Origin of the sequence: Nocardia sp. NBC_00508, from assembly GCF_036346875.1 — a bacterium.
GTDB lineage: Bacteria > Actinomycetota > Actinomycetes > Mycobacteriales > Mycobacteriaceae > Nocardia.
Genome location: NZ_CP107852.1, coordinates 4,021,826 through 4,040,245 on the forward strand (window position 1 = coordinate 4,021,826; position 18,420 = coordinate 4,040,245).

Annotated in this window: 15 protein-coding genes; 7 read left to right on the forward strand and 8 right to left on the reverse strand. The window is 69.8% G+C overall.

The genetic code is table 11. The features are described 5' to 3' along the window. Positions 1–44: 44 nt before the first annotated feature. On the forward strand, positions 45–1,364 hold the full coding sequence (locus tag OHA40_RS17825; protein WP_330228066.1) for an aminotransferase class V-fold PLP-dependent enzyme: 1,320 nt from the start codon (positions 45–47) through the stop codon (positions 1,362–1,364). Between the two features lie 72 nt (positions 1,365–1,436). On the opposite strand, the gene OHA40_RS17830 is transcribed toward OHA40_RS17825, so the two are convergent. From OHA40_RS17830 to OHA40_RS17840, 3 genes are all read right to left on the reverse strand, one after another. Further along, positions 1,437–1,988 (reverse strand): flavin reductase family protein, encoded by a 552-nt coding sequence (locus OHA40_RS17830; RefSeq protein ID WP_330228067.1) that lies wholly within the window; start codon positions 1,986–1,988, stop codon positions 1,437–1,439. Positions 1,989–2,053: 65 nt separating this feature from the next. Further along, on the reverse strand, positions 2,054–2,530 hold the full coding sequence (locus OHA40_RS17835; protein ID WP_330228068.1) for a YbaK/EbsC family protein: 477 nt from the start codon (positions 2,528–2,530) through the stop codon (positions 2,054–2,056). A 54-nt stretch (positions 2,531–2,584) separates the two neighbouring features. Then, on the reverse strand, positions 2,585–2,899 hold the full coding sequence (locus OHA40_RS17840; RefSeq protein ID WP_330228069.1) for a 2-oxo-4-hydroxy-4-carboxy-5-ureidoimidazoline decarboxylase: 315 nt from the start codon (positions 2,897–2,899) through the stop codon (positions 2,585–2,587). Positions 2,900–3,096: 197 nt separating this feature from the next. On the opposite strand from OHA40_RS17840, the gene OHA40_RS17845 reads away from it, so the two are divergent. After that, positions 3,097–3,918, forward strand: a complete 822-nt coding sequence (locus OHA40_RS17845) for a crotonase/enoyl-CoA hydratase family protein (protein ID WP_330228070.1) — start codon at positions 3,097–3,099, stop codon at positions 3,916–3,918. 590 nt (positions 3,919–4,508) lie between these two features. Here the strand turns inward: OHA40_RS17845 and OHA40_RS17850 are convergent. Further along, entirely contained in the window at positions 4,509–5,000 is a 492-nt protein-coding gene (locus OHA40_RS17850) for an inorganic diphosphatase (RefSeq protein ID WP_330228071.1), read from the reverse strand. A gap of 197 nt (positions 5,001–5,197) precedes the next feature. Between OHA40_RS17850 and dacB the strand changes: the two genes are divergently transcribed. From dacB to hpt, 4 genes are all read left to right on the forward strand, one after another. Then, a complete protein-coding gene (gene dacB / locus OHA40_RS17855; RefSeq protein ID WP_442943744.1) occupies positions 5,198–6,658 on the forward strand; it encodes a D-alanyl-D-alanine carboxypeptidase/D-alanyl-D-alanine endopeptidase in 1,461 nt (486 codons plus the stop codon). A gap of 13 nt (positions 6,659–6,671) precedes the next feature. Beyond that, positions 6,672–7,781, forward strand: a complete 1,110-nt coding sequence (locus OHA40_RS17860) for a zinc-dependent metalloprotease (protein WP_330228072.1) — start codon at positions 6,672–6,674, stop codon at positions 7,779–7,781. A gap of 198 nt (positions 7,782–7,979) precedes the next feature. Further along, the gene (gene tilS / locus OHA40_RS17865; RefSeq protein ID WP_330228073.1) at positions 7,980–9,068 is read left to right on the forward strand and encodes a tRNA lysidine(34) synthetase TilS; all 1,089 of its coding nucleotides are present in this window, start codon (positions 7,980–7,982) and stop codon (positions 9,066–9,068) included. A gap of 54 nt (positions 9,069–9,122) precedes the next feature. After that, positions 9,123–9,677, forward strand: coding sequence for a hypoxanthine phosphoribosyltransferase (gene hpt, locus OHA40_RS17870; RefSeq protein WP_330228074.1), 555 nt, complete (start codon positions 9,123–9,125; stop codon positions 9,675–9,677). A 2-nt stretch (positions 9,678–9,679) separates the two neighbouring features. Here hpt and OHA40_RS17875 read toward each other — a convergent pair whose 3' ends face one another. The 3 genes from OHA40_RS17875 to OHA40_RS17885 are packed head-to-tail and all read right to left on the reverse strand — an operon-like array spanning position 9,680 to position 15,803. Further along, a complete protein-coding gene (locus OHA40_RS17875) occupies positions 9,680–10,396 on the reverse strand; it encodes a cyclase family protein (RefSeq protein ID WP_330228075.1) in 717 nt (238 codons plus the stop codon). After that, on the reverse strand, positions 10,393–13,257 hold the full coding sequence (locus tag OHA40_RS17880; protein WP_330228076.1) for a protein kinase domain-containing protein: 2,865 nt from the start codon (positions 13,255–13,257) through the stop codon (positions 10,393–10,395). The genes OHA40_RS17875 and OHA40_RS17880 overlap by 4 nt, the downstream gene beginning before the upstream one ends. Further along, the gene (locus OHA40_RS17885; protein WP_330228077.1) at positions 13,254–15,803 is read right to left on the reverse strand and encodes a serine/threonine-protein kinase; all 2,550 of its coding nucleotides are present in this window, start codon (positions 15,801–15,803) and stop codon (positions 13,254–13,256) included. The genes OHA40_RS17880 and OHA40_RS17885 overlap by 4 nt, the downstream gene beginning before the upstream one ends. A 260-nt stretch (positions 15,804–16,063) precedes the next feature. On the opposite strand from OHA40_RS17885, the gene OHA40_RS17890 reads away from it, so the two are divergent. Next, entirely contained in the window at positions 16,064–17,491 is a 1,428-nt protein-coding gene (locus tag OHA40_RS17890) for an amidase family protein (protein WP_330228078.1), read from the forward strand. Between the two features lie 15 nt (positions 17,492–17,506). Here the strand turns inward: OHA40_RS17890 and OHA40_RS17895 are convergent, their stop codons facing one another. Then, complete coding sequence (locus OHA40_RS17895) at positions 17,507–18,394, reverse strand: LysR family transcriptional regulator (protein WP_330228079.1); 888 nt, start codon at positions 18,392–18,394, stop codon at positions 17,507–17,509. Positions 18,395–18,420: the final 26 nt, after the last annotated feature.

An 18,420-nucleotide genomic window follows, 5' to 3' on the forward strand; every position in this document is an offset into this window, starting at 1 on the left:
CGAATCATGCGATCGCGGGTCCTCGAGCCGACGGGATTCTCGTGATGACTGCTGCTGTCGACAACGCCTGTGCCCCACTCGCCCGGGTCTCCGGTGACGAACTGCGGGTGCCGCTCGTGCAGGGCGGAACAGCGACCTACGCCAATTTCGACTATGCGGCGAGCGCGCCGGCGTTGGCGCAGGTCACCGACCGCGTGCAGCAGCTGCTGCCGTTCTACGCGAGTGTGCACCGCGGCGCGGGCTACGCCTCGCGGATCTCCACCGAGTGCTACGAGGCCGCCCGCGGGTCGGTGGCCAAGTTCCTCGACGCCGCCGACGATCAGGTGGTGGTGTTCACCCGCAACACCACCGACTCGCTGAACCTGCTCGCGTCCTGCGTGCCCGGCGACACGGTGGTGCTCGACATCGAGCACCACGCCAACTTCCTGCCCTGGACCAGGCAGGGCCGCCGCGTCGTGCAGGCGGCCGACACCGTCGAGGAGACCGTCGGCAGGCTGGTCGCCGAATTGTGCAGCAAGCCCGCCGCGTTGCTCGCGGTGACCGGCGCGTCGAACGTGACCGGCGAGGTGCTGCCACTGGAACGGCTGGCCACCATCGCGCACCAGTGCGGCGCCCGGATCCTGGTGGACGCGGCCCAGCTGGCGCCGCACCGTCGGATCAGCCTGCGGGACACCGGAATCGACTACCTGGCGTGCTCCGGGCACAAGCTGTACGCGCCGTTCGGCGCGGGTGTGCTCGTGGGCAAGCGCGATTGGCTCGATGCGGCACAGCCCTATCTGTCCGGTGGCGGTGCCGTTCGTGAGGTCACCACCACCGGGGCCGAGTGGGCAAACGCCCCGCAGCGGCACGAGGCCGGGTCGCCGAACGTGCTCGGCGCCGCCGCGCTGGCCGCCGCTTGTGACACGCTCTGTGCCATCAACGCCGAAACCCTTGCCGCCCACGAACACCGGCTCGCCGACCACCTCCGCCACGGCCTCGCCGTGATCCCCGGCGTGCGTCTGCTGCGTATCTGGTCCGACAGCACCGACTCGGTGGGTATCGTCGCCTTCGCGCTCGATGGATTCGCTCCCGGCCATGTCGCTGCCTATCTCTCCGCCGAACACGGCATCGGCGTGCGCGACGGCCGCTTCTGCGCCCACCCGCTGCTCGCCCGCCTCGGCCTGGACGGGGCCCTGCGCGCCAGCATCGGCCTCGGCACCACATCCGCCGACGTGGACCGCCTGATCGAGGCCGTGTCCACCCTCGTGCGCACCGGCCCCACCTGGGACTACGCCGCCACCAACGGCCTGTGGAACCCCACGCCCGAAACTCGCCCGTTCACCTCGACCGCCCCCACCGGCGCGGCTCCCTGCCTGATCGGCTAGCCCTAGCCGCAGTCCTTCGAAACAGCAGCTCCGCATCGTGGCCGGTATGGCATGGCGTAGCCGCGCATTCGTTCAGTCGCCCAGCGAGGTCGGGCGGTAATAGCGGCCGTTGTAGTAGAGGAGCGGGGCCGCGGCGGGCTTTTCGTCGGTGCTGTCGTGGACCCGGGTGACCAGGCCGACGACGAGGGTGTGGTCGCCGAGGGGGATGAGCTGGTGCACGGTTATGCGAAGCCAGATCGGGGTGCCGTGCAGGACAGGCTCGCCGGTGTCCAAGGTGGTCCACAAGGAGCGGTCGGTGAATCGCTCCTCGGCGGTTCGCGAGAACCGATGGGCCAGGTGCTGCTGGTGTTCGCCGAGGAAATGGATGACCGCGGATTCCGCGTCCAGCATGGCCGCCAGGCTGGAGGACGTGTGCGCGATGTTGAACGAGACCAGCGGCGGGTCCAGGGACAGCGACGCGAAAGAGGTGGCGGTGAAGCCGACCGGCCCTTGCGGCGAACTGAGCGTGACGACGGTGACGCCCGCGGGATAGTGGCGCATGGAGGCGCGATATTGCTCGGCGGTGATGCCGCTCAGATCATCGGGTATGGCGATTTCCGTCTCGGGCCGTGGTGCTTCGGTCACAGGACGAAACTACGCTCGGCGGCCGAGCCGGTGCGGAGCGCGTGGTGTCCAGGCTGCTCAGCGAGTCAATCCACGTCGATCGGAAGGCCGGCGGTGATCCGCAGCAGCTCCGGGAACGACGTGCGGAAAATAGTGTTCGGGTGCCCTCCCGCGGCCCAGAGCTCGCGATGCCGCGACAGCGCGTTGTCCACCCAGGTCGGCAGGTTGGTCGGATGGCCGACCGGTGCGATACCGCCGATCGGCTGGCCGGTCACTTCGCGCACCAACTTGGCGGGGGCGCGGGTCAGCGTTCCCTCCAGGCGCGCGCCGGTGTTCGCCAGGTCGACCTGATGCGCGCCGGAGACCAGCAGCAGCACCGGGTCGTCGTCGAGCAGGAACACCAGCGATTTCGTGATCGCGCCCACGTCGACGCCCAGTGCTTCGGCGGCGTCCGCGGCGGTGTGCGTCGGCTCCGGCTGGGCCATGATCAGGCCGTGGTGGCCTCGGGCGATGAGGGTGTCGGCGACCCGGCAGGCGACCGGTGGCAATGACGACCTGCGCATCCCACCAGGGTAGAGCGATTGCGGGCGGTACGCCGGGCGAGTCGCGCTGCTGTCTCAGTATTCCGGGTATCCCTCGCGCGGGCCGAGCATCGCGGAGATCCGCGCCCGGGTGATCCGAGCGAGCTGGGTCAGGTCGCGGGACGAGACCTGCTCGTGCACAAGCGCTTCGAAGGCGCGGTCGATATCCCGCTGGGAGAGGGCGAGCAGTTCGACATCCGCCTTGGTGAGCAGCGCCTCCTGGTCGGGATAGGGGCGAGCGGCGGTCAGCTTCGCTGCCCACGTGACGTTGCAGCAGCATTCGTACAGGGCGTGAATCGCGTGGCCACGCGACATTTCGTTGAACCGGTCCAGACCGATTCCGCGATGCATCAGCATGATCTCCTCCGAACCCGATGACCGAGGTTTGCTGACTCGACCATGATCCGGCTTACCCGGAACCGGGAACCAGTGCGTCGCTGCTAATTTGCACAGGATTTACACGCCGCGAGGTTTGCGCGGTGTGTCCTGCCTGCCGCGATGTCGCGGCCCGGGGTTTCGGTCTCGCATTGTCTCGATACGCTGTACAAATGACAGATTGGCAGGCTTTCACCGTCGAAACTGAGGACAACGTCGCGCAGGTGACGCTGACCGGTCCAGGCAAGGGCAATGCGATGGGCCCGGATTTCTGGCGCGAGCTGCCCGAAATCTTCCAGGCGCTGGACGCCGACCCCGAGGTCCGCGCGATCGTGCTGACCGGTTCGGGAAAGCACTTCTCCTACGGTCTCGACCTCCCCGCGATGAGCGGCACATTCGGCCCGCTGCTGGCCGAGCGGGCCATGGCCGCGCCGCGCACCGAATTCCTCACCGAGGTGCGCAAGATGCAGGCTTCGGTCACCGCGGTGGCGGACTGCCGTAAGCCGGTGATCGCCGCCGTGTCCGGGTGGTGCATCGGTGGTGGGCTGGACCTGATCGCGGCCGCCGATATCCGCTACGCGAGCGCGGAGGCGAAGTTCAGCCTGCGTGAGGCCAAGGTCGCGATAGTCGCCGACATCGGGTCGCTGCACCGGCTGCCCGGCATCATCGGCGAGGGACACCTGCGGGAGCTCGCCTACACCGGCAAGGACATCGATGCCGCGCGTGCGGAGAAGATCGGCCTGGTCAACGAGGTCTTCCCGGATCAGGAGGCGGTGCTGGACGCGGCGCACGCCACCGCGCGCGAGATCGCCGCGAACCCGCCGCTGGTCGTGCAGGGTGTCAAAGATGTGCTGGATCAGCGGCGCAAGGACGAGGTCGCCGCTGGCCTGCGCTACGTCTCCGCGTGGAATGCCGCGTTCCTGCCCTCCGAGGATCTCACCGAGGCGATCAAGGCCGTCTTCGAGAAGCGCGCGCCCGAGTTCCGCGGCAAGTGAGTGCGGCGGCCCCGTGATGCGGCGGGTAGGCAAGGTGATTTGCCCCAGGGTTGCCCTACCGTCACCCTAGGGGTGGCTGTGTGCGGCGACGATTGCCCATAACGTTTGCGACGTCACTGAGCCACCTGTCACCGAGAAGGGGCATCCGGTATCCGGGTGCCCCTTTTCACCTTTTCCGACCCATCCGAGCACGGCGAAGCCCCGGGTGCCTTGGGGTACAGCTCCTCGTAACCACACGGCACTACCCCCGGTTTCGAGCGAAGCGAGACCGAGCATTGCCCGTTCGTGGCCCGGCTCGTGTCCGAGCGGCCGCCGCGTCCGCGACGAAGTCGCCAGCGGCAGTTGCCTGGTCCACAGCTACCGAGGGTCGGTGAACATCAAGCTGCTGCGGTCTTTGCGCCGCGTGACCACTCGGCCCCACTCCCGGTTTCGAGCGAAGCGAGACTGAGCGTTGCCCGTTCGTGGCCCGGCTCGTGTCCGAGCGGCCGCCGCGTCCGCGACGAAGTCGCCAGCGGCGGTCGCTCGGACACGAGCCACAAAGGGGCCGCGAACACGCAGCGCCGCAGGCGCTGCAAATTAGACACAGCACATCAGTGCGAGCCCTGCTCCTTCAGGCGCTGGATGGACGCCTCGACCTCGGCTTCGGCCTCGGCGCGGCCGACCCACTCCGACCCCTTGACGTACTTGCCGGGCTCCAGGTCCTTGTAGCGCTCGAAGAAGTGCTTGATCGCGGCCAGCTCGAACTCCGGGACGTCCTTCAGATCCTGGATGTGGTCCCAGCGCGGGTCGCCTGCCGGCACGCACAGGACCTTGTCGTCGCCGCCCGCCTCGTCGACCATCTTGTACATCGCGACCGGCCGGGCCTCGACGATCACGCCGGGGAACACCGAGTCGGGCAGCAGGATCAGCGCGTCCAGCGGGTCACCGTCCTCGCCGAGGGTGCCCTCGATGTAGCCGTAGTCGGCGGGATAGACCATGGACGTGTACAGGAACCGGTCGAGCCGGACCCGGCCGGTTTCGTGATCGACCTCGTACTTGTTCCGGGAACCCTTGGGGATCTCGATGGTGACGTCGAACTCCACGCCATCTCCTTCACTGCATCGGTGCCGAGCCCGCCGGCTCGGCTTCTTTTCGGCGACTGCCGACTCGGCCGCTGCGGAGTGTGCCGACTCGCCAGGTTGTTCGGGGGAACGGTTGCGAAACGAGGATAGTGTGGTCGGCGGGGAGATGGGTGCGGCAGGCGGCTGCTGCGGGAATCGGTCAGGAGAGCGGCGGCGACGTGTTTGGTGGCAATGAGAACATCGGTGGCCTGGCTGCCCGGCGACGCCGCAACAGAGCGATTGGGATCTCGGTCACGCTGGGCGTGTTGCTCGGGGTCGTTGTCGTCGCGCTGGTCGCGGTGCGGCCGTGGACCGACGAGTTCCGGCACGGCAGGCTGACCATCGCCGCCCCGCCCGCCCCGGTCGAGCCGTCGCCGCAGGTCAGCCCGGCACGCTCGAACGCACCCGCGCCGAGTCCCGCCGGAATCGCCACGGCGCTGGCCCCGGTGATCGGCAATCCGGATCTCGGCGCGTTCGCCGGCCAGGTGACCGACGCCGACAGCGCGGTAGTGCTGTGGAGCGGCGACGCTAGCAAGCCGATGATCCCCTCGTCCACCGCCAAGATCCTCACCACGGCGGCCGCCCTGCTCACGCTGCCTGCCGAGCATCGGGTGACCACCAGGGTGGTCGCCGGTTCGACGCCGAACGAACTGGTGCTGGTCGGCGGCGGCGATCCGACGCTCACCGCGCAGCCGGACGGCAAAGGCTACTACCCGAACGGGCCGCGGCTGTCCGACCTGGTCGCGCAGGTCAGGGCCGCGGGCCAGCCGGTGGACACGATCCTCGTCGACACCTCCGCCTACGCGGGTCCGACCATGGCGCGGGGCTGGGACCCGATCGACATCCCCGAGGGGTCGATCGCGCCCATCGAGTCGGTGATGATCGACGGCGGCCGCCTGCAACCGCTCGTCGAGTACTCGCCGCGAACCGCAACGCCCGCACTGGACGCCGGGCGGCGCCTGGCCGCCGACCTCGGGCTGGACCCCGCCCTCGTCCGGGTGGGCGTCGCGCCGCCGGGCGCGGCCGAGATCGCCGGTGTGCGGTCGGCGCCGCTGCGCGATCGGCTGCGCGACATGATGGTCTACTCCGACAACGTGCTCGCCGAGGCGATCGGACGGGAGATCGCGACGGCGACCGGCGGCGAGGCCTCCTTCAACGGCGGGGTCGGCGCGGTGCGCGCGGCGCTGAGGACGGCCGGTTTCGACCTGGCCGGCCTCGAGATGCACGACAGCAGCGGGCTTTCGGTCGACGACCGTATCCCCGCCCGATTGCTCGACCGGGTCGTGGCGACCGCGGCCAAGCCCACCGGAGCCGCGCTGGTGCAACCGGCGGGCACCAAGGCGAAGCCGGAGAACGACCAGCTCGCGGCGACCTTGGCGCCGATGCTCGACAATCTGCCGGTCGCCGGCGCCACCGGCTCGTTGACCAGCCGCTACGTCACCCGGGACCGGCAGGGTGCCGGCTGGGTGCGGGCCAAGACCGGAACTCTGTCGGTGTCCAGCGCGTTGGTCGGGTATGTGCTGGACGCCGATGGGCGGGTGCTGACCTTCGCTCTGATGTCGAACGATCGACCGCCGGAGGCGAGCAGGCCCGCGTTGGACGCGATCGCAGGCACGCTGCGAAATTGTGGATGCTCGTGACGGGTGGTTGACGATGACCCAACAAGATTCCGACCCAGCCGGTTCCCGCCCCGTGGGCGCGGTCGAGCGGCGGAAGGGGCGCACGGGTCTGTCCGGCGTGGTCGATTGGCGCCTGGCCGCGAGAACCGGCGCTGCCCTGGTGCCCTCGGGGCCGCGCACGTCGCGTTACTCGGCCGAGCAGGTCGTCGCCGAGCTGGCCGACGCGTCCGAACGCGCCGAAGCGCCGGTCCGTGAGGTGAGCGGATTGCTGGACGACCGTCCGGTGCCCACCGCCAGGATCGTCGACCGGCCGGGCTGGATCGTGGCCGCCGCCGACTCCATGGCCCAACTCACCGGCACCGGTGGTGCGCCCGCCGGAGGCAAGCTGCTCGCGGGCAAGCCCGCGGGCGTGCAGGCGGGCGCGATGCTCGCGTTCCTGTCCACCGCGATCCTCGGCCAGTACGACCCGTTCACCGGACCGGACGGCACCTTGTTGCTGGTCGCGCCGAACATCGTGGCGGTGGAGCGCGCGCTCGGGGTGTCGCCGAGCGACTTTCGCCTCTGGGTCTGCCTGCACGAGGTGACGCATCGGGTGCAGTTCTCCTCCGCGCCCTGGCTCGCCGAGTACATGCGCAGCAATGTCGAGGTACTCGGCGAGGTCGGCGACGAGCCGCTGGCCGACATGCTCTCCCGGCTGGTCGAGGAGCTGCGTGAACGCCGTCGCGGCGCGGTCTCCGAGGATCCGGCCGCGCGGGGGGTGGTCGGCCTGCTGCGCGCCACCCAGGCGCCACCGCAGCGCGAGGCGCTGGACCGCCTGCTCATGCTCGGCACCCTGCTGGAGGGGCACGCCGATCACGTCATGGACGCGGTCGGTCCCGCCGTCGTTCCGTCGGTCGAACAGATCCGCACCGCCTTCGACCAGCGCCGCAGGCGTCCCACCAACCCGCTGCAACGCCTGCTGCGCGCTCTGCTCGGCGTGGACGCCAAGGTCGCGCAGTACGTGCGCGGCAAGAAGTTCGTGGACGAGGTGGTCGGCAGCGTCGGGATGGCGCGGTTCAACACCGTATGGACCGAGGCGGACGCCCTTCCCCGCACCGACGAGATCGAGAACCCGCACCGCTGGATCGAGCGGGTGCTGGGCTGAGCCGGCGCGCTCCTGCGCACTGCCCACCCTGCGTGGCTTCCCGCTGCCGCCTACGGGCGCGCTGACCGGCGCGGCAGGGCGATCACGGATGTCGGCGATTGCCAGCGGACCGGGCGGTCCGACTGGGTCGGCGAGGGAGCTTTCGACGGGTTCGCCGCGCCGGAGCCGTCGAGTGACGACAGTAGGTAGGCTGCGCGCATGGGGCGTGCGCCAGGAACGACACCCGGGCGCTTCGGATCGGAGGCCGGGTCAACGGGTTCCGCGCGGTCGTCCGCGCCCGGCGCCGCGAGCGCTCGACGTCTGCCCGAGACCGCGGCCGTGCTCGCCGTCCGCCGGGCGGTGCGGGATTGGCTGACCCGTTTCGGGTCGAGCGAGACCGAGCAGGCGGTCGCGGTGGCGTTGTCCGGCGGCGCGGATTCGCTGGCCCTCACCGCCGCGGCGGTGGTCGAGACGAACGCGGTCGACGCGCTGGTGGTCGATCACCGATTGCAGCCCGGATCCGGCGCGGTCGCCGCCGAGGCGGCGGCACAGGCGCTCGCGCTCGGCTGCCGGTCCGCGCGGGTGCTCGCGGTCGAGGTCGGCACCGAGGGAGGGGTGGAGGCGGCGGCGCGCCGGGCTCGGTACGCCGCGCTGGACGCGGCGCGCAACGGGCTGCCGGTGCTGCTCGGTCACACGCTCGACGACCAAGCGGAAACGGTGTTGCTCGGGCTCGCGCGCGGATCGGGTGGGCGTTCGATCCAGGGGATGGCCGCGTGTGCCGAGCCGTGGGGCCGGCCGCTGCTCGAGGTGCGCCGGGAGACGACCCGGCAGCTGTGCGCCGACCTGGGTGTGACGCCGCACGACGACCCGCACAACGTGGCGCCGGAGTTCACCAGGGTTCGCCTGCGCACCGAGGTCTTGCCGCTGCTGGAACAGATCCTCGGCGGCGGGGTGGCCCTGGCGCTGGCCCGCACCGCAGAGCAGCTGCGCGAAGACGGCGCGGTGCTGGACGCGCTCGCCGCTGAACTTCTGCACACCGCGAGTGATGGGCAGGCGCTCGTGATCGAGACCCTCGCCACTGCGCCCGCGGCCTTGCGTAAACGGGCGATTCGGGCATGGCTGCTGGCCAACGGTGCGAAAGCCCTGACCAACAAGCATTTACAGGCTGTCGACGAGTTGGTGACCGCTTGGCGTGGACAGGGCGGTGTCGCGGTCGGCGGAGGAAGGCCCGGGAGCAGGTTGGTCGCCGGGCGCGAACATGGCAGGCTGACACTGCGGCTGGGCGAGGATGAGCATCGGAGGCGATGACGCAGACTCCACCGGCGCAACGGGCTCACCACCACGGAAGGGAATCCAGCTGACGTGTACGGGGACGACATTGCGTCGGTGCTGATCACCGCCGAACAGATCGCCGCAAAGACCCAGGAGCTGGCCGAACTCATCGCCAAGCGCTATCCCGCCGGTGCGCCCGAGGGCGATCTGCTGCTGGTCGGCGTACTCAAGGGTGCGATCTTCTTCATGACCGACCTGGCCAAAGCGCTGCCTATCCCGACCCAGATGGAGTTCATGGCCGTCTCGTCCTACGGGTCGTCCACCTCGTCTTCCGGCGTGGTGCGCATCATGAAGGACCTGGACAAGGACATCGCCGGCCGCAACGTCCTGATCGTCGAGGACATCATCGACTCCGGACTCACCCTGTCCTGGCTCAAGCGCAACCTGTCCACTCGCAATCCTGCTTCGCTCGAGGTGGTCACCTTGCTACGCAAGCCCGACGCGCTACGCACGCACGTGGACGTCGCGCACGTCGGCTTCGACATCCCGAATGAATTCGTCGTCGGCTACGGTCTCGACTACGCCGAGCGCTACCGTGACCTGCCCTACATCGGCACCCTGGACCCGAAGGTCTACGGGGGCTGACCCTATCTCGGCAGGATGCCGAAAATAGTTGCGGGGGAACCGGATCCGCCGCGATAGAGCGCACCACCCACCAGAACCCATGCCCCTGAGACGGGCAGTTGGGCGAGGTTCGCCAGACATTCCAAGCTGATCCGGCGCTCGCCGTAGAGCAGCTTCGACACCGCATAGGTGTCATCGGTGCCCACGTCCGGTCCGAACGTGTCGGTGCCGAGCGCGCCGCGGCGGCCGAGCCTGCCGGTGCGCAACAGCCATTCCACCGTCTCCACCGCGAAACCCGGTTGGTGGCCGGTCGATTCCCCGCTGCCGATGAACTCCGGCGTACCCCATTTGGCGTCCCAGCCGGTCCAGGCGAGCACCGCGGCGCCGTCCGGGATCCGGCCGTGCTCGGTCTCCCAGTGCCGCAGGTCGTCGACCGAGATCGCGTAATCGCGATCGTTCGCGCACCGCTGCCTGAGGTCGATCTTCACCGCGGGCAGCAGCAGGTCGTCCAGATCCAGCTCGTCCGCGGCGAGGCCGTCGGTGTGGAAGTGGATCGGCGCGCCCCAGTGGGTCCCGGTGTGTTCGCCCTGCTGGATGTAACGCAGGTGGTAGCCGTCGTTCGCGATCGTGGCCACGATGTCGGTGCGGAATTCCGGATCGCCCGGGTACAGCGGCGTGGTGGCCGGATCGTGCACGTGCGACAGACTCACCAACCGCCCCAGCGGCCGCGGCGCGGTCATCGAGTCCGCTGCGGAATCGCCCTGGCGACAGCGAGCAGATCGGCCTCGAGCAGCCGGAACAACCGGTAGGTGAGCACGAACGCCAGGATGCCACCCACGCTCAGCACGCGCACCGGAACGATCACCAACCCGAGGTCGGCGGGGTCGACGAAGGTCGCGCTCGCCACACCGAGCAAGGGAACCGACGCCGCGACGCCGAGGTAGAAATTGCCGCGGTTGGCCAACGACCGGAGCTGGCGTTCGTCGTCAGGGCCGATCCCTCCGCGCACCAGCAAATGTGGATAGATCGAGCGCAGCGAGTAGACCATGATCGGGAAGAACGGATAGGCCAGCGCGATCGCCGCGCACACCACCTGCGCGGCGAAGAAATGCAGGAAGGTCTTCGGCGGCAGATCGACACCGGAGAATGCCAGCCCCAGCGGCCAGATGATGCCCGCGACCAACCAGAAGCCGAACGGCACCCACACCGCCCAGTCACCCATCAGCAGCGTGTCGCGACGCGCCTTCGCGAGCGTGCGCGCGGAATACTCGCCGCGGCCGAGACGGTACGCGATGGAGAGGGGACGCCGGGTGAGGAACAACAGCAGAAGCGCGGCCACCGGGAACGCGATCAGATTGTTGATCAATCCGACGGCGGCGAACTTCTCCTGGTCGGCCGTCGACATCCGGTCGATGATCAGGGTCTGGTTCAGCTGGATATTGTACAAGCTGGCCAGCACATTCGGCACGCCGATGCAGAACGCCGCGATCGGAAGCAGCCAGCGGCGGGCTCGGTAGGCGAGGCTGCCGGGCGGGGGATCGACCAGGTCGCGTGCGCGGGTGTCGAGGCACAGGTCGAGTTGGCCAGCGAGTTCCGCGCCGCTGCGCCAGCGGCGGTTCGGGTCCACGTGCAGGCATTCCAGCAGCACGCGGCGCAGTGTGGCCGGTGTCCCCTCGGGCAGGCGCGACAGCGCTACCGCTGTGACGCCCGCGCGGCGCACCGCGAGCATCCCCGCGTACGTTTCCGCGGTCGGGCCGGACTCGGCGATCGGCGGATCATCGAACGGGCTCGCCCCCGTGAGCATCTCCCACAGCAGGACACCGAGGGAGTACACGTCGCCGCTGCCGCCCGGTGGGGGCGCGTCGGAATCGAGGTAGCGCGCCAACTGCTCGGGCGAGCGGTAGGCCAGCGAATCCGTCGTGACAGCCTCTGCCGCCGCGGTCGCGGTCGGGCCGGACTCGCCGAGGGCGAAATCCGCGAGTTTCGGTATGCCCTCGGCGGTGAACAGGACATTCGCCGGTTTGATGTCCTGGTGCAGCACGCCGTGGTGTGCGGCGTAGTCCAGCGCGTCGGCCAGCCGCCTGCCCACCCACGCCACGGTTTCCGGCCAGCTCAGCCGCCCGATCTGGGCCCGCACGCTCGAATCCGGCGGCCTGCTCTCGCCTTTGAGCTCCATGGCGCTGTCCACCGCGCGCAGCAGCAGTGCGCCGCCGTCGGCCACCGGGCCGCGACGACGTTGCTCGAGTAGGCCGACCGCCGTGCCGCCGGGGAGGTACTGCATGTAGACCAGGCGCGGGAGGGCGCCGGTCGCGGCCGTCTCGGCGTCCGCGCCGGGGGAGCTGAGCGCAGGAGCTGCGGTGGCGGCGCGGTCCGGCGGGGTGACGAGCGTGGCCTCGGCGTCGATCGATCGGTCGACGAGCGTCACGTCGGGGTGGTCGAGGACTGCGGTGCCTTCGGCGCCGGTGCCGGGTTGTGCGGTGACGTTCGTGTCGTTGCTGGTGGGCGGGGCGGCGTCCGTCGCTTCGTCGCCACCGGCTTGCCGGGTAGCCCGGCCGTCCGCGCTGGGTCGTTCGGTAACGGTAGTGCCGGGCTCGGCGACGGTCGCGTCTTCCTCGTCGGGAGACCTGATTGCTGCCCGGCCCGCACGCGTGCCGGCGGTCGCCTTCGGACCGAGGGGCTCGGCGACTGTGGCGTCGAGATCAGGGCGCGGCTCGGCGATGGTGGCATCCCCGTCGGGCACGTGCGGCTCGGCGACGGTCGCGTCTCGCGCATGGTCGGCAGGGCCGATTCCTGCCCAGCTGGCGGGCGGACCGGCGATCGTGGCGTCCGGATCGAAAGGCTCGGCGACAGTGGTGTCGAGGTCGGGCCGCCGCTCGGCAATGGCGGCACCCGGGTCGGGTAGGACTGCGGGCGACTGGTCACGGGTGGGGCTACCTGTGACGGTCCGGGCGCGTGTGGCGTCGGCGCTGAGCAGCCGCTGGTCGAAGATGCGCACGATATGGGCGTGGTCGAGCTGGGCCATCGTGTGCGGCGCGCCCAACCGCCCGGCCGAAAACCGCACGGCGACGAGCCGTTGCATGGATCGCTGTCTGGCGAGGAAGACACGACCGAGCACGCCGGCGCCCAGGTCCGTGAGCAGGTCGAAGTCATCGATCCGCAGGCCGGGTGCGAGATCGGCCAGCGCGGCGACGGCTTCGCTCGACTCGGCGGCGTCGACCCGCGCCGCGTCGCCGGCGGCGAAATCGGCGAGCCGTTCACGGACCGCGTCGGCCAACTCCGGGTACTCGGCGAGAAAGTCCGGCAGCGGCAGCGGCGCGCGCCTGCGGCGCGCCAGGAACTCCTCACACACGAGGTCGGCGAGTTCGGGGCTGTCGTCCACCTCGGGGAATTCCTTGCGGTACTCGGCGATTCGCTTGCCGAGCCCTTCCCGCTCCCAGCGGCGCCGCAGATCGACGCGCACCAGATCGGTGAGCACGGCCAGGCGCACCTGCGTGCCGTCGGGCACATAGTCGGAGATCCGCGGCGGCAACCGATCGGCATAGAGGCTGTGTTGCCAGTCGGCGGCGAACCGGGCGACGGCGTCCGTGCGCGATGAGGTCACCCGACGGTCTCCGCCGCGTCCGTATCGACTCGCGTCTGCCTGCCAGGGAGTGGGCTTTCCGCGCCGGCTTCGGGGTCGACCACCCGCTCCAGGGCCCGCAGATCCGCCTCCAGCGCACGGAACAGCAGATAGGTGCCCACGAACGCGATGATGCCGCCCACGCACAGCAGCCGGACCGCGAAGATCACCGAGGGGATGTCGGCGGCGGGAAGGAAGGTCACCCCGGCGACCGCGAGCAGCGGCACCGACGCGGCCACCGCGAGGTACAAGTTGCAGCGCCGGTCCAGGCCGCGCAGCCACACCGCGTCCTCGGGGCTGATGTCCCCGTGCCGGAGGAACAGGGGATAAATGCACCGCACCATGTAGAAGGTCAGCAGGAAGAACGGATAGGCGACCGCGATCGCACCACACACCACCAGCGAGGAGAAGAAGTGCACCACGGCCGGTGCCGATATGTCCCCGGTGGACAGTTGTAGCGCGATCGGGAAGACCGCGCCGGCCAACACCCACAGCGAAAACGCCACGGCGACAGCACGGTCGCCCATCAGCAGCGCGTCCCGTCTGGTTCGCCGCAGTGTCTCCGGATCGTATCGTCGTCCTTTGCGCAGACCACGCGGCACTTTCAGCACATATCTGGACATATACAGCACGAGCGCGATGCCGGCCGGGAAGAAGATCGCGTTCACCACGCTCGTGATGATGAGGAAGGTCTGCTGGGCGTCCTCGGTCATTCTGCTGATGATCAGGTGCTGGTTGTGCTGGATGTTGTACAGCGACGCGAGCACATTCGGCAGTGCCACCGACAGCAGCGCGATCAGCACGAAGTACGGGCGCAGCCGCCGCCGCCAGCTGTTCGGCGCGGGGTCGACCAGCTCCCGTGCGCGCGCGTCCTGGCACATCTCCAGCTGCCTGGCCAGGACCGTGCCGCTGGACCAGCGCATCCCCCGCTCCGGCGCGAGGCAGGTCAGCAGCACGCGGCGCAGCGCCGCCGGACAGTCGGGTGGAACTCGGTCCAGCGCAGCGGCGTCCACGCCGATGCTGCGGCGCTCCAGCATGGCCTCCAAAGTGGTGTCGTCGCCGTGGCCCCCCGCGCCGGCTGTGCTGTCGTCGAACGGTTTGGCCCCGGTGAGCAGCTCCCAGAGCACGACGCCGAGCGAATAGATGTCGGCACGGGTGTCCAGGTCGGCGGCGCCGCGGTCGAAGCCGGGATGGCAGGCTTCCAGCTGTTCCGGCGACATGTAGGCCAGCGAGCCGCCGAAGTAGGCGACCGGGCTGGTGCCCTCGACATTGCGGCTGAAGCTGATGTTGAAGTCGGCCAGCTTCGGCACTCCCTCGGCGGTGAGCAGCACGTTGGCCGGTTTCACGTCGCGGTGCAGCACGCCGTGCGAGGAGGCGTAGTCCAGCGCCTCGGCCAGCCTGCGCCCGAGCCAGGCCACCGTCTCCGGCCAGCTCAGCGACGCGATCCGGGCCCGCACGCTGGAGTCGGTCGGCCGGATCTCACCCTTCTCCTCCATGGCGGCGTCGACGGCGTCGAGCAGTAGCTGTCCGCTGCGCTGGGCGGGTGGGGTGTCCCGCAGCCGGCGCAGGACGCTGAGCAGCGTGCCACCGGGCAGGAACTGCATGTAGAGCAGCCGGAGCCGACGCCCGGGCCCTTCGGCGTCATCGAGCAGCCGCTGGTCGAAGACTCGCACGATGTAGTCGTGGTCCAGCTGGGCCAGCGTCTGCGGCTCGGTGCCGTGATCGGCGGAGATCTTGACCGCGACCAGTCGTTGCAGCGAGCGCTGCCGGGCGAGGAAGACCCGGGCGAACGCACCGCTGCCCAAACCGGTCAGCAGATCGAAATCATCGATCTGCTGACCGATCTCGATGCGGTCGAGCGCGTTCTTCCCGCCCGGCCCGGTCCCGATCGTGGTGGGAACGGCGGTGGCCGTGCCCATCAGATCGGCGGCGGTCGTTCTGGTCACTTCAGAACCACGAGCGGACGCGACGGTTTGGTTCAATCCGGAGTCGGCGAGCGTGGCGTCGGTATGTGCGAACGCGGTCTGAGTGGAATCTTCCAGTACCGCGCGGCGGGTGCTCTGGTCTATCTCGTCGGCATTCAACAAGGCGCGCAGTTCCGTCGCCTGATGCGGATATTCGCGCAGGCAGTCGCGCGGATCGATCCGTGCTCCGCTGTGCCTGCGGATGACGAACTCCTCATACACGAGACCGGCCGGGATTTCTTCGGGAGTGAGTTCGGGAAATTCGGCGCAGTAATCCACCAGGCGTTTGCGTGTGGCCGGTTCCGGCGCCGCGCCCACTGTCGCCGACGGACGCCGCAGCCAGCGATGGCGCAGGTCGACGCGGATCAGCTCGACCAATGCCTCGCGGCGCAGGGTAGTCGCGTCGGGCAGGTACTCGCCGATCGCAGGCGGGCGTCGGGTGGATTCCCAGGCCGCAGAGAAGGCCGCTACCGCGGTGAATTCGGCATGCGACAGGTGGCCGTAACCCGCGCCGGGGGCCAGGCCCGCATCGGAATCGGACGTTCTCTCGGAGTTCGTACTCATGCCTACACCTCGCTGGCGCTCGGCTCCGGCATGACTGCGAACGTAGCTGTGTCCATTGTGTGCTCGCTTCGCTCACTCATGCTCGGACCTTGTGGCTCTGCGGACGCCGCGGAATCCGCCTTGGTCGCTCGGGCGGATGTGCCGCAAAAATTTCCGCCACACCCAACACCATCATCCCCCGCGCCGTATTCGAAATGATAACTTGCGGCTCAACAGCGGATCACCCGATTTCGACAACGATGCGACGGGGGATGACCAGCATGTCTGATGATGCCGCGGTGGTGGCGGACGGTTCGATCTCGACGAAAAAGGCCGTGCCGCTGACAACGATTCGAAATGGCAGGATCGCTGCCGACCCGCGCTCCGGCCGAGGCCGGGACGCCGAGCCCGATCCAGGGCGCGGCCCGGCCGTGACGATCGCGGTGGGCGTACGGGATGGCGTGCTACTCCCCAGCCGAGTGGTGGCGGAGGCCGCGACGCGGATCTCGGTGGCGGAGCGGGATTCGGACGCGTTCCGCGTCGTTCGCGCCGAGCGGGCCATGGCCGAGGCCGCCGCACTGGAGGAACGGGACGACCTCGACGTGCTGCCGTTGGCCGGTGTGCCGATCGCGGTCGAACACGGCGCGTTGTTCGCGGGCGAGCCGGTGCCATGGGGGTCGGTGGCTGCCGCGGATCACCCGGTGGTGGCACGGCTGCGCGGCGCGGGCGCCGTGGTCGTCGGGCTGGTCGCCGGAGGCGAGTTCGGCCGATGGGGCACGAACGACGGTGCGGGGCCAGTCGTTCGCAACCCGTGGAATAGCACGCGTAATGCGGGCGGACCAGCCGCGGCGGCGGTCGCGGCCGGGCTGGTTCCGGTGGCGCACGGCAGCGACGGCCTCGGCTCGGTGCGCGTGGCGGCGGCCTGCTGCGGGGTTTTCGGGATCAAGCCCGGGTGCTACACCGGTGCGGCCGCGTCGCCGGCCCTGGTGGAAAACGGCGTGCTCGCGACAACGGTGCAGGACGCGGCGCTGGCGCTGTCGGTCCTGGCAGCCCGGCCGAACCTAGCCGAGGTGGACCCACCGGGCCGACTACGCATCGCACTGGCCGTGGATCCACCTTCGCGACTGGTGCACGTGGACCGGCATTGGACCGCCGCCGCCCGCAGGGCCGCCTCGGTCGCCGCGGCGGCAGGCCATCTCGTGGAAACGACCACACTGCCCTACGGCAACGCCTTGTTCGAGGTCTTCCTACGCTGGCTGGCCGTGGGTGCGCGCGAGGCCCCGGCCCTACCGCAGTCCGCTCGACTATCGCGTCGCACCCGGCTCCAGCTGGCCCTCGGCAGGATGGTGCACCAGTCGCAGCTCATATGCCCAGCCCAGATCGACCGGGTCGAGGCGCGACTACTGGAATTCTTCGACCGCTACGACGTGGTGATCACTCCCACGCTTGCCGCCCCGCCACCGACGGCGCGGGCCTGGCACTCCCGCAATCGACCGGCCCCTCTGCTCGGCGGCGCGCGGTTCGCACCCTTCACTTCCCTGTGGAATCTGGTCGGCTGGCCCGCCGCCTCCGTGCCGATGGGCATGCATCCGTCGTCGGGGACGCCCGTGGCCGCGCAGCTCGCGGGCCCGCCCGGCAGTGAATCCACCCTGTTGCGATTGGCCGCGCAGCTGGAGACCCGCCACCCTTGGCAGCGCACCGCGCCCTGAGCGCGGCGCCCCGGGTCAGACGGTGACCGGGGACTGCTGCGCGGCGAATCCGCCCTCGACGGTGCGGCTGGCGAACTCCAGGATGGTCGGCCGGGTGTCGTCGGCCCGCCACGCCACCGCGAGTTCGCATGGCGCCAGTCCGGACACGGGCCGGGCGGTCAGGCCGGGCCAGCGGTACATCGGCACGTTGTTCTCGGCGAGCAGGCAGATACCGAGCCCGAGGCTCACCGCCTCCAGCCGGTCCTCGGGCGTCGCGGCTTCGGCGCCGATCTTCGCCGCGCGGCCGCCACGCCCTTCGTTACCCAGCCAGAAGTCGCGCACCGCACCGGCTTCGGTGGGTAGCGCGACGAACGGCTCGTCGAGCAGATCGCCGAATTCGATGGTCTCCGAGGCGGCGAGCGGGTGGTTCTCCGGGAGCAGCACCCAGCGCGGCTCCGTGCGCAGCACCTGCCAGCGGTAGCGGCTCGGGTCCGGCAGCGGAAGCCAGACCAAGGCGAGGTCGGCCTGACGGCCGGCGAGGCCGCTGGACGGATCGGTCCACGAGGCCGCGTGCAATGCGAGGCGGTGTCCGCTCGCGCTCTCCAGATCGCTGAGCAGGCCGCGGCCGAGCGCGGACTGAATCCCGACGCGCAGCACCTCACCGGCCTCCTGCAGCGAGACGTTGGTGACCTCCCACAGCTCGAGGATCTTGCGGGCGCCTTCGAGCAGTTCCTTGCCCGCGACGGTCAGCGCGACGCTGCGCTGGTTGCGGTCGAACAGGACCACGTCGAGCTGGCGTTCCAGCTGACGGATCTGACGCGACAGGGTGGGTTGAGCGATGTGCAGCCGCTGAGCGGCGTTGGTGAAGTGCAGTTCCTCAGCGACGGCGACGAAATACCGCAGGTCGCGCAAATGCGGGTCCATAGCCCCTTGCTATCAGAATCGGTCCT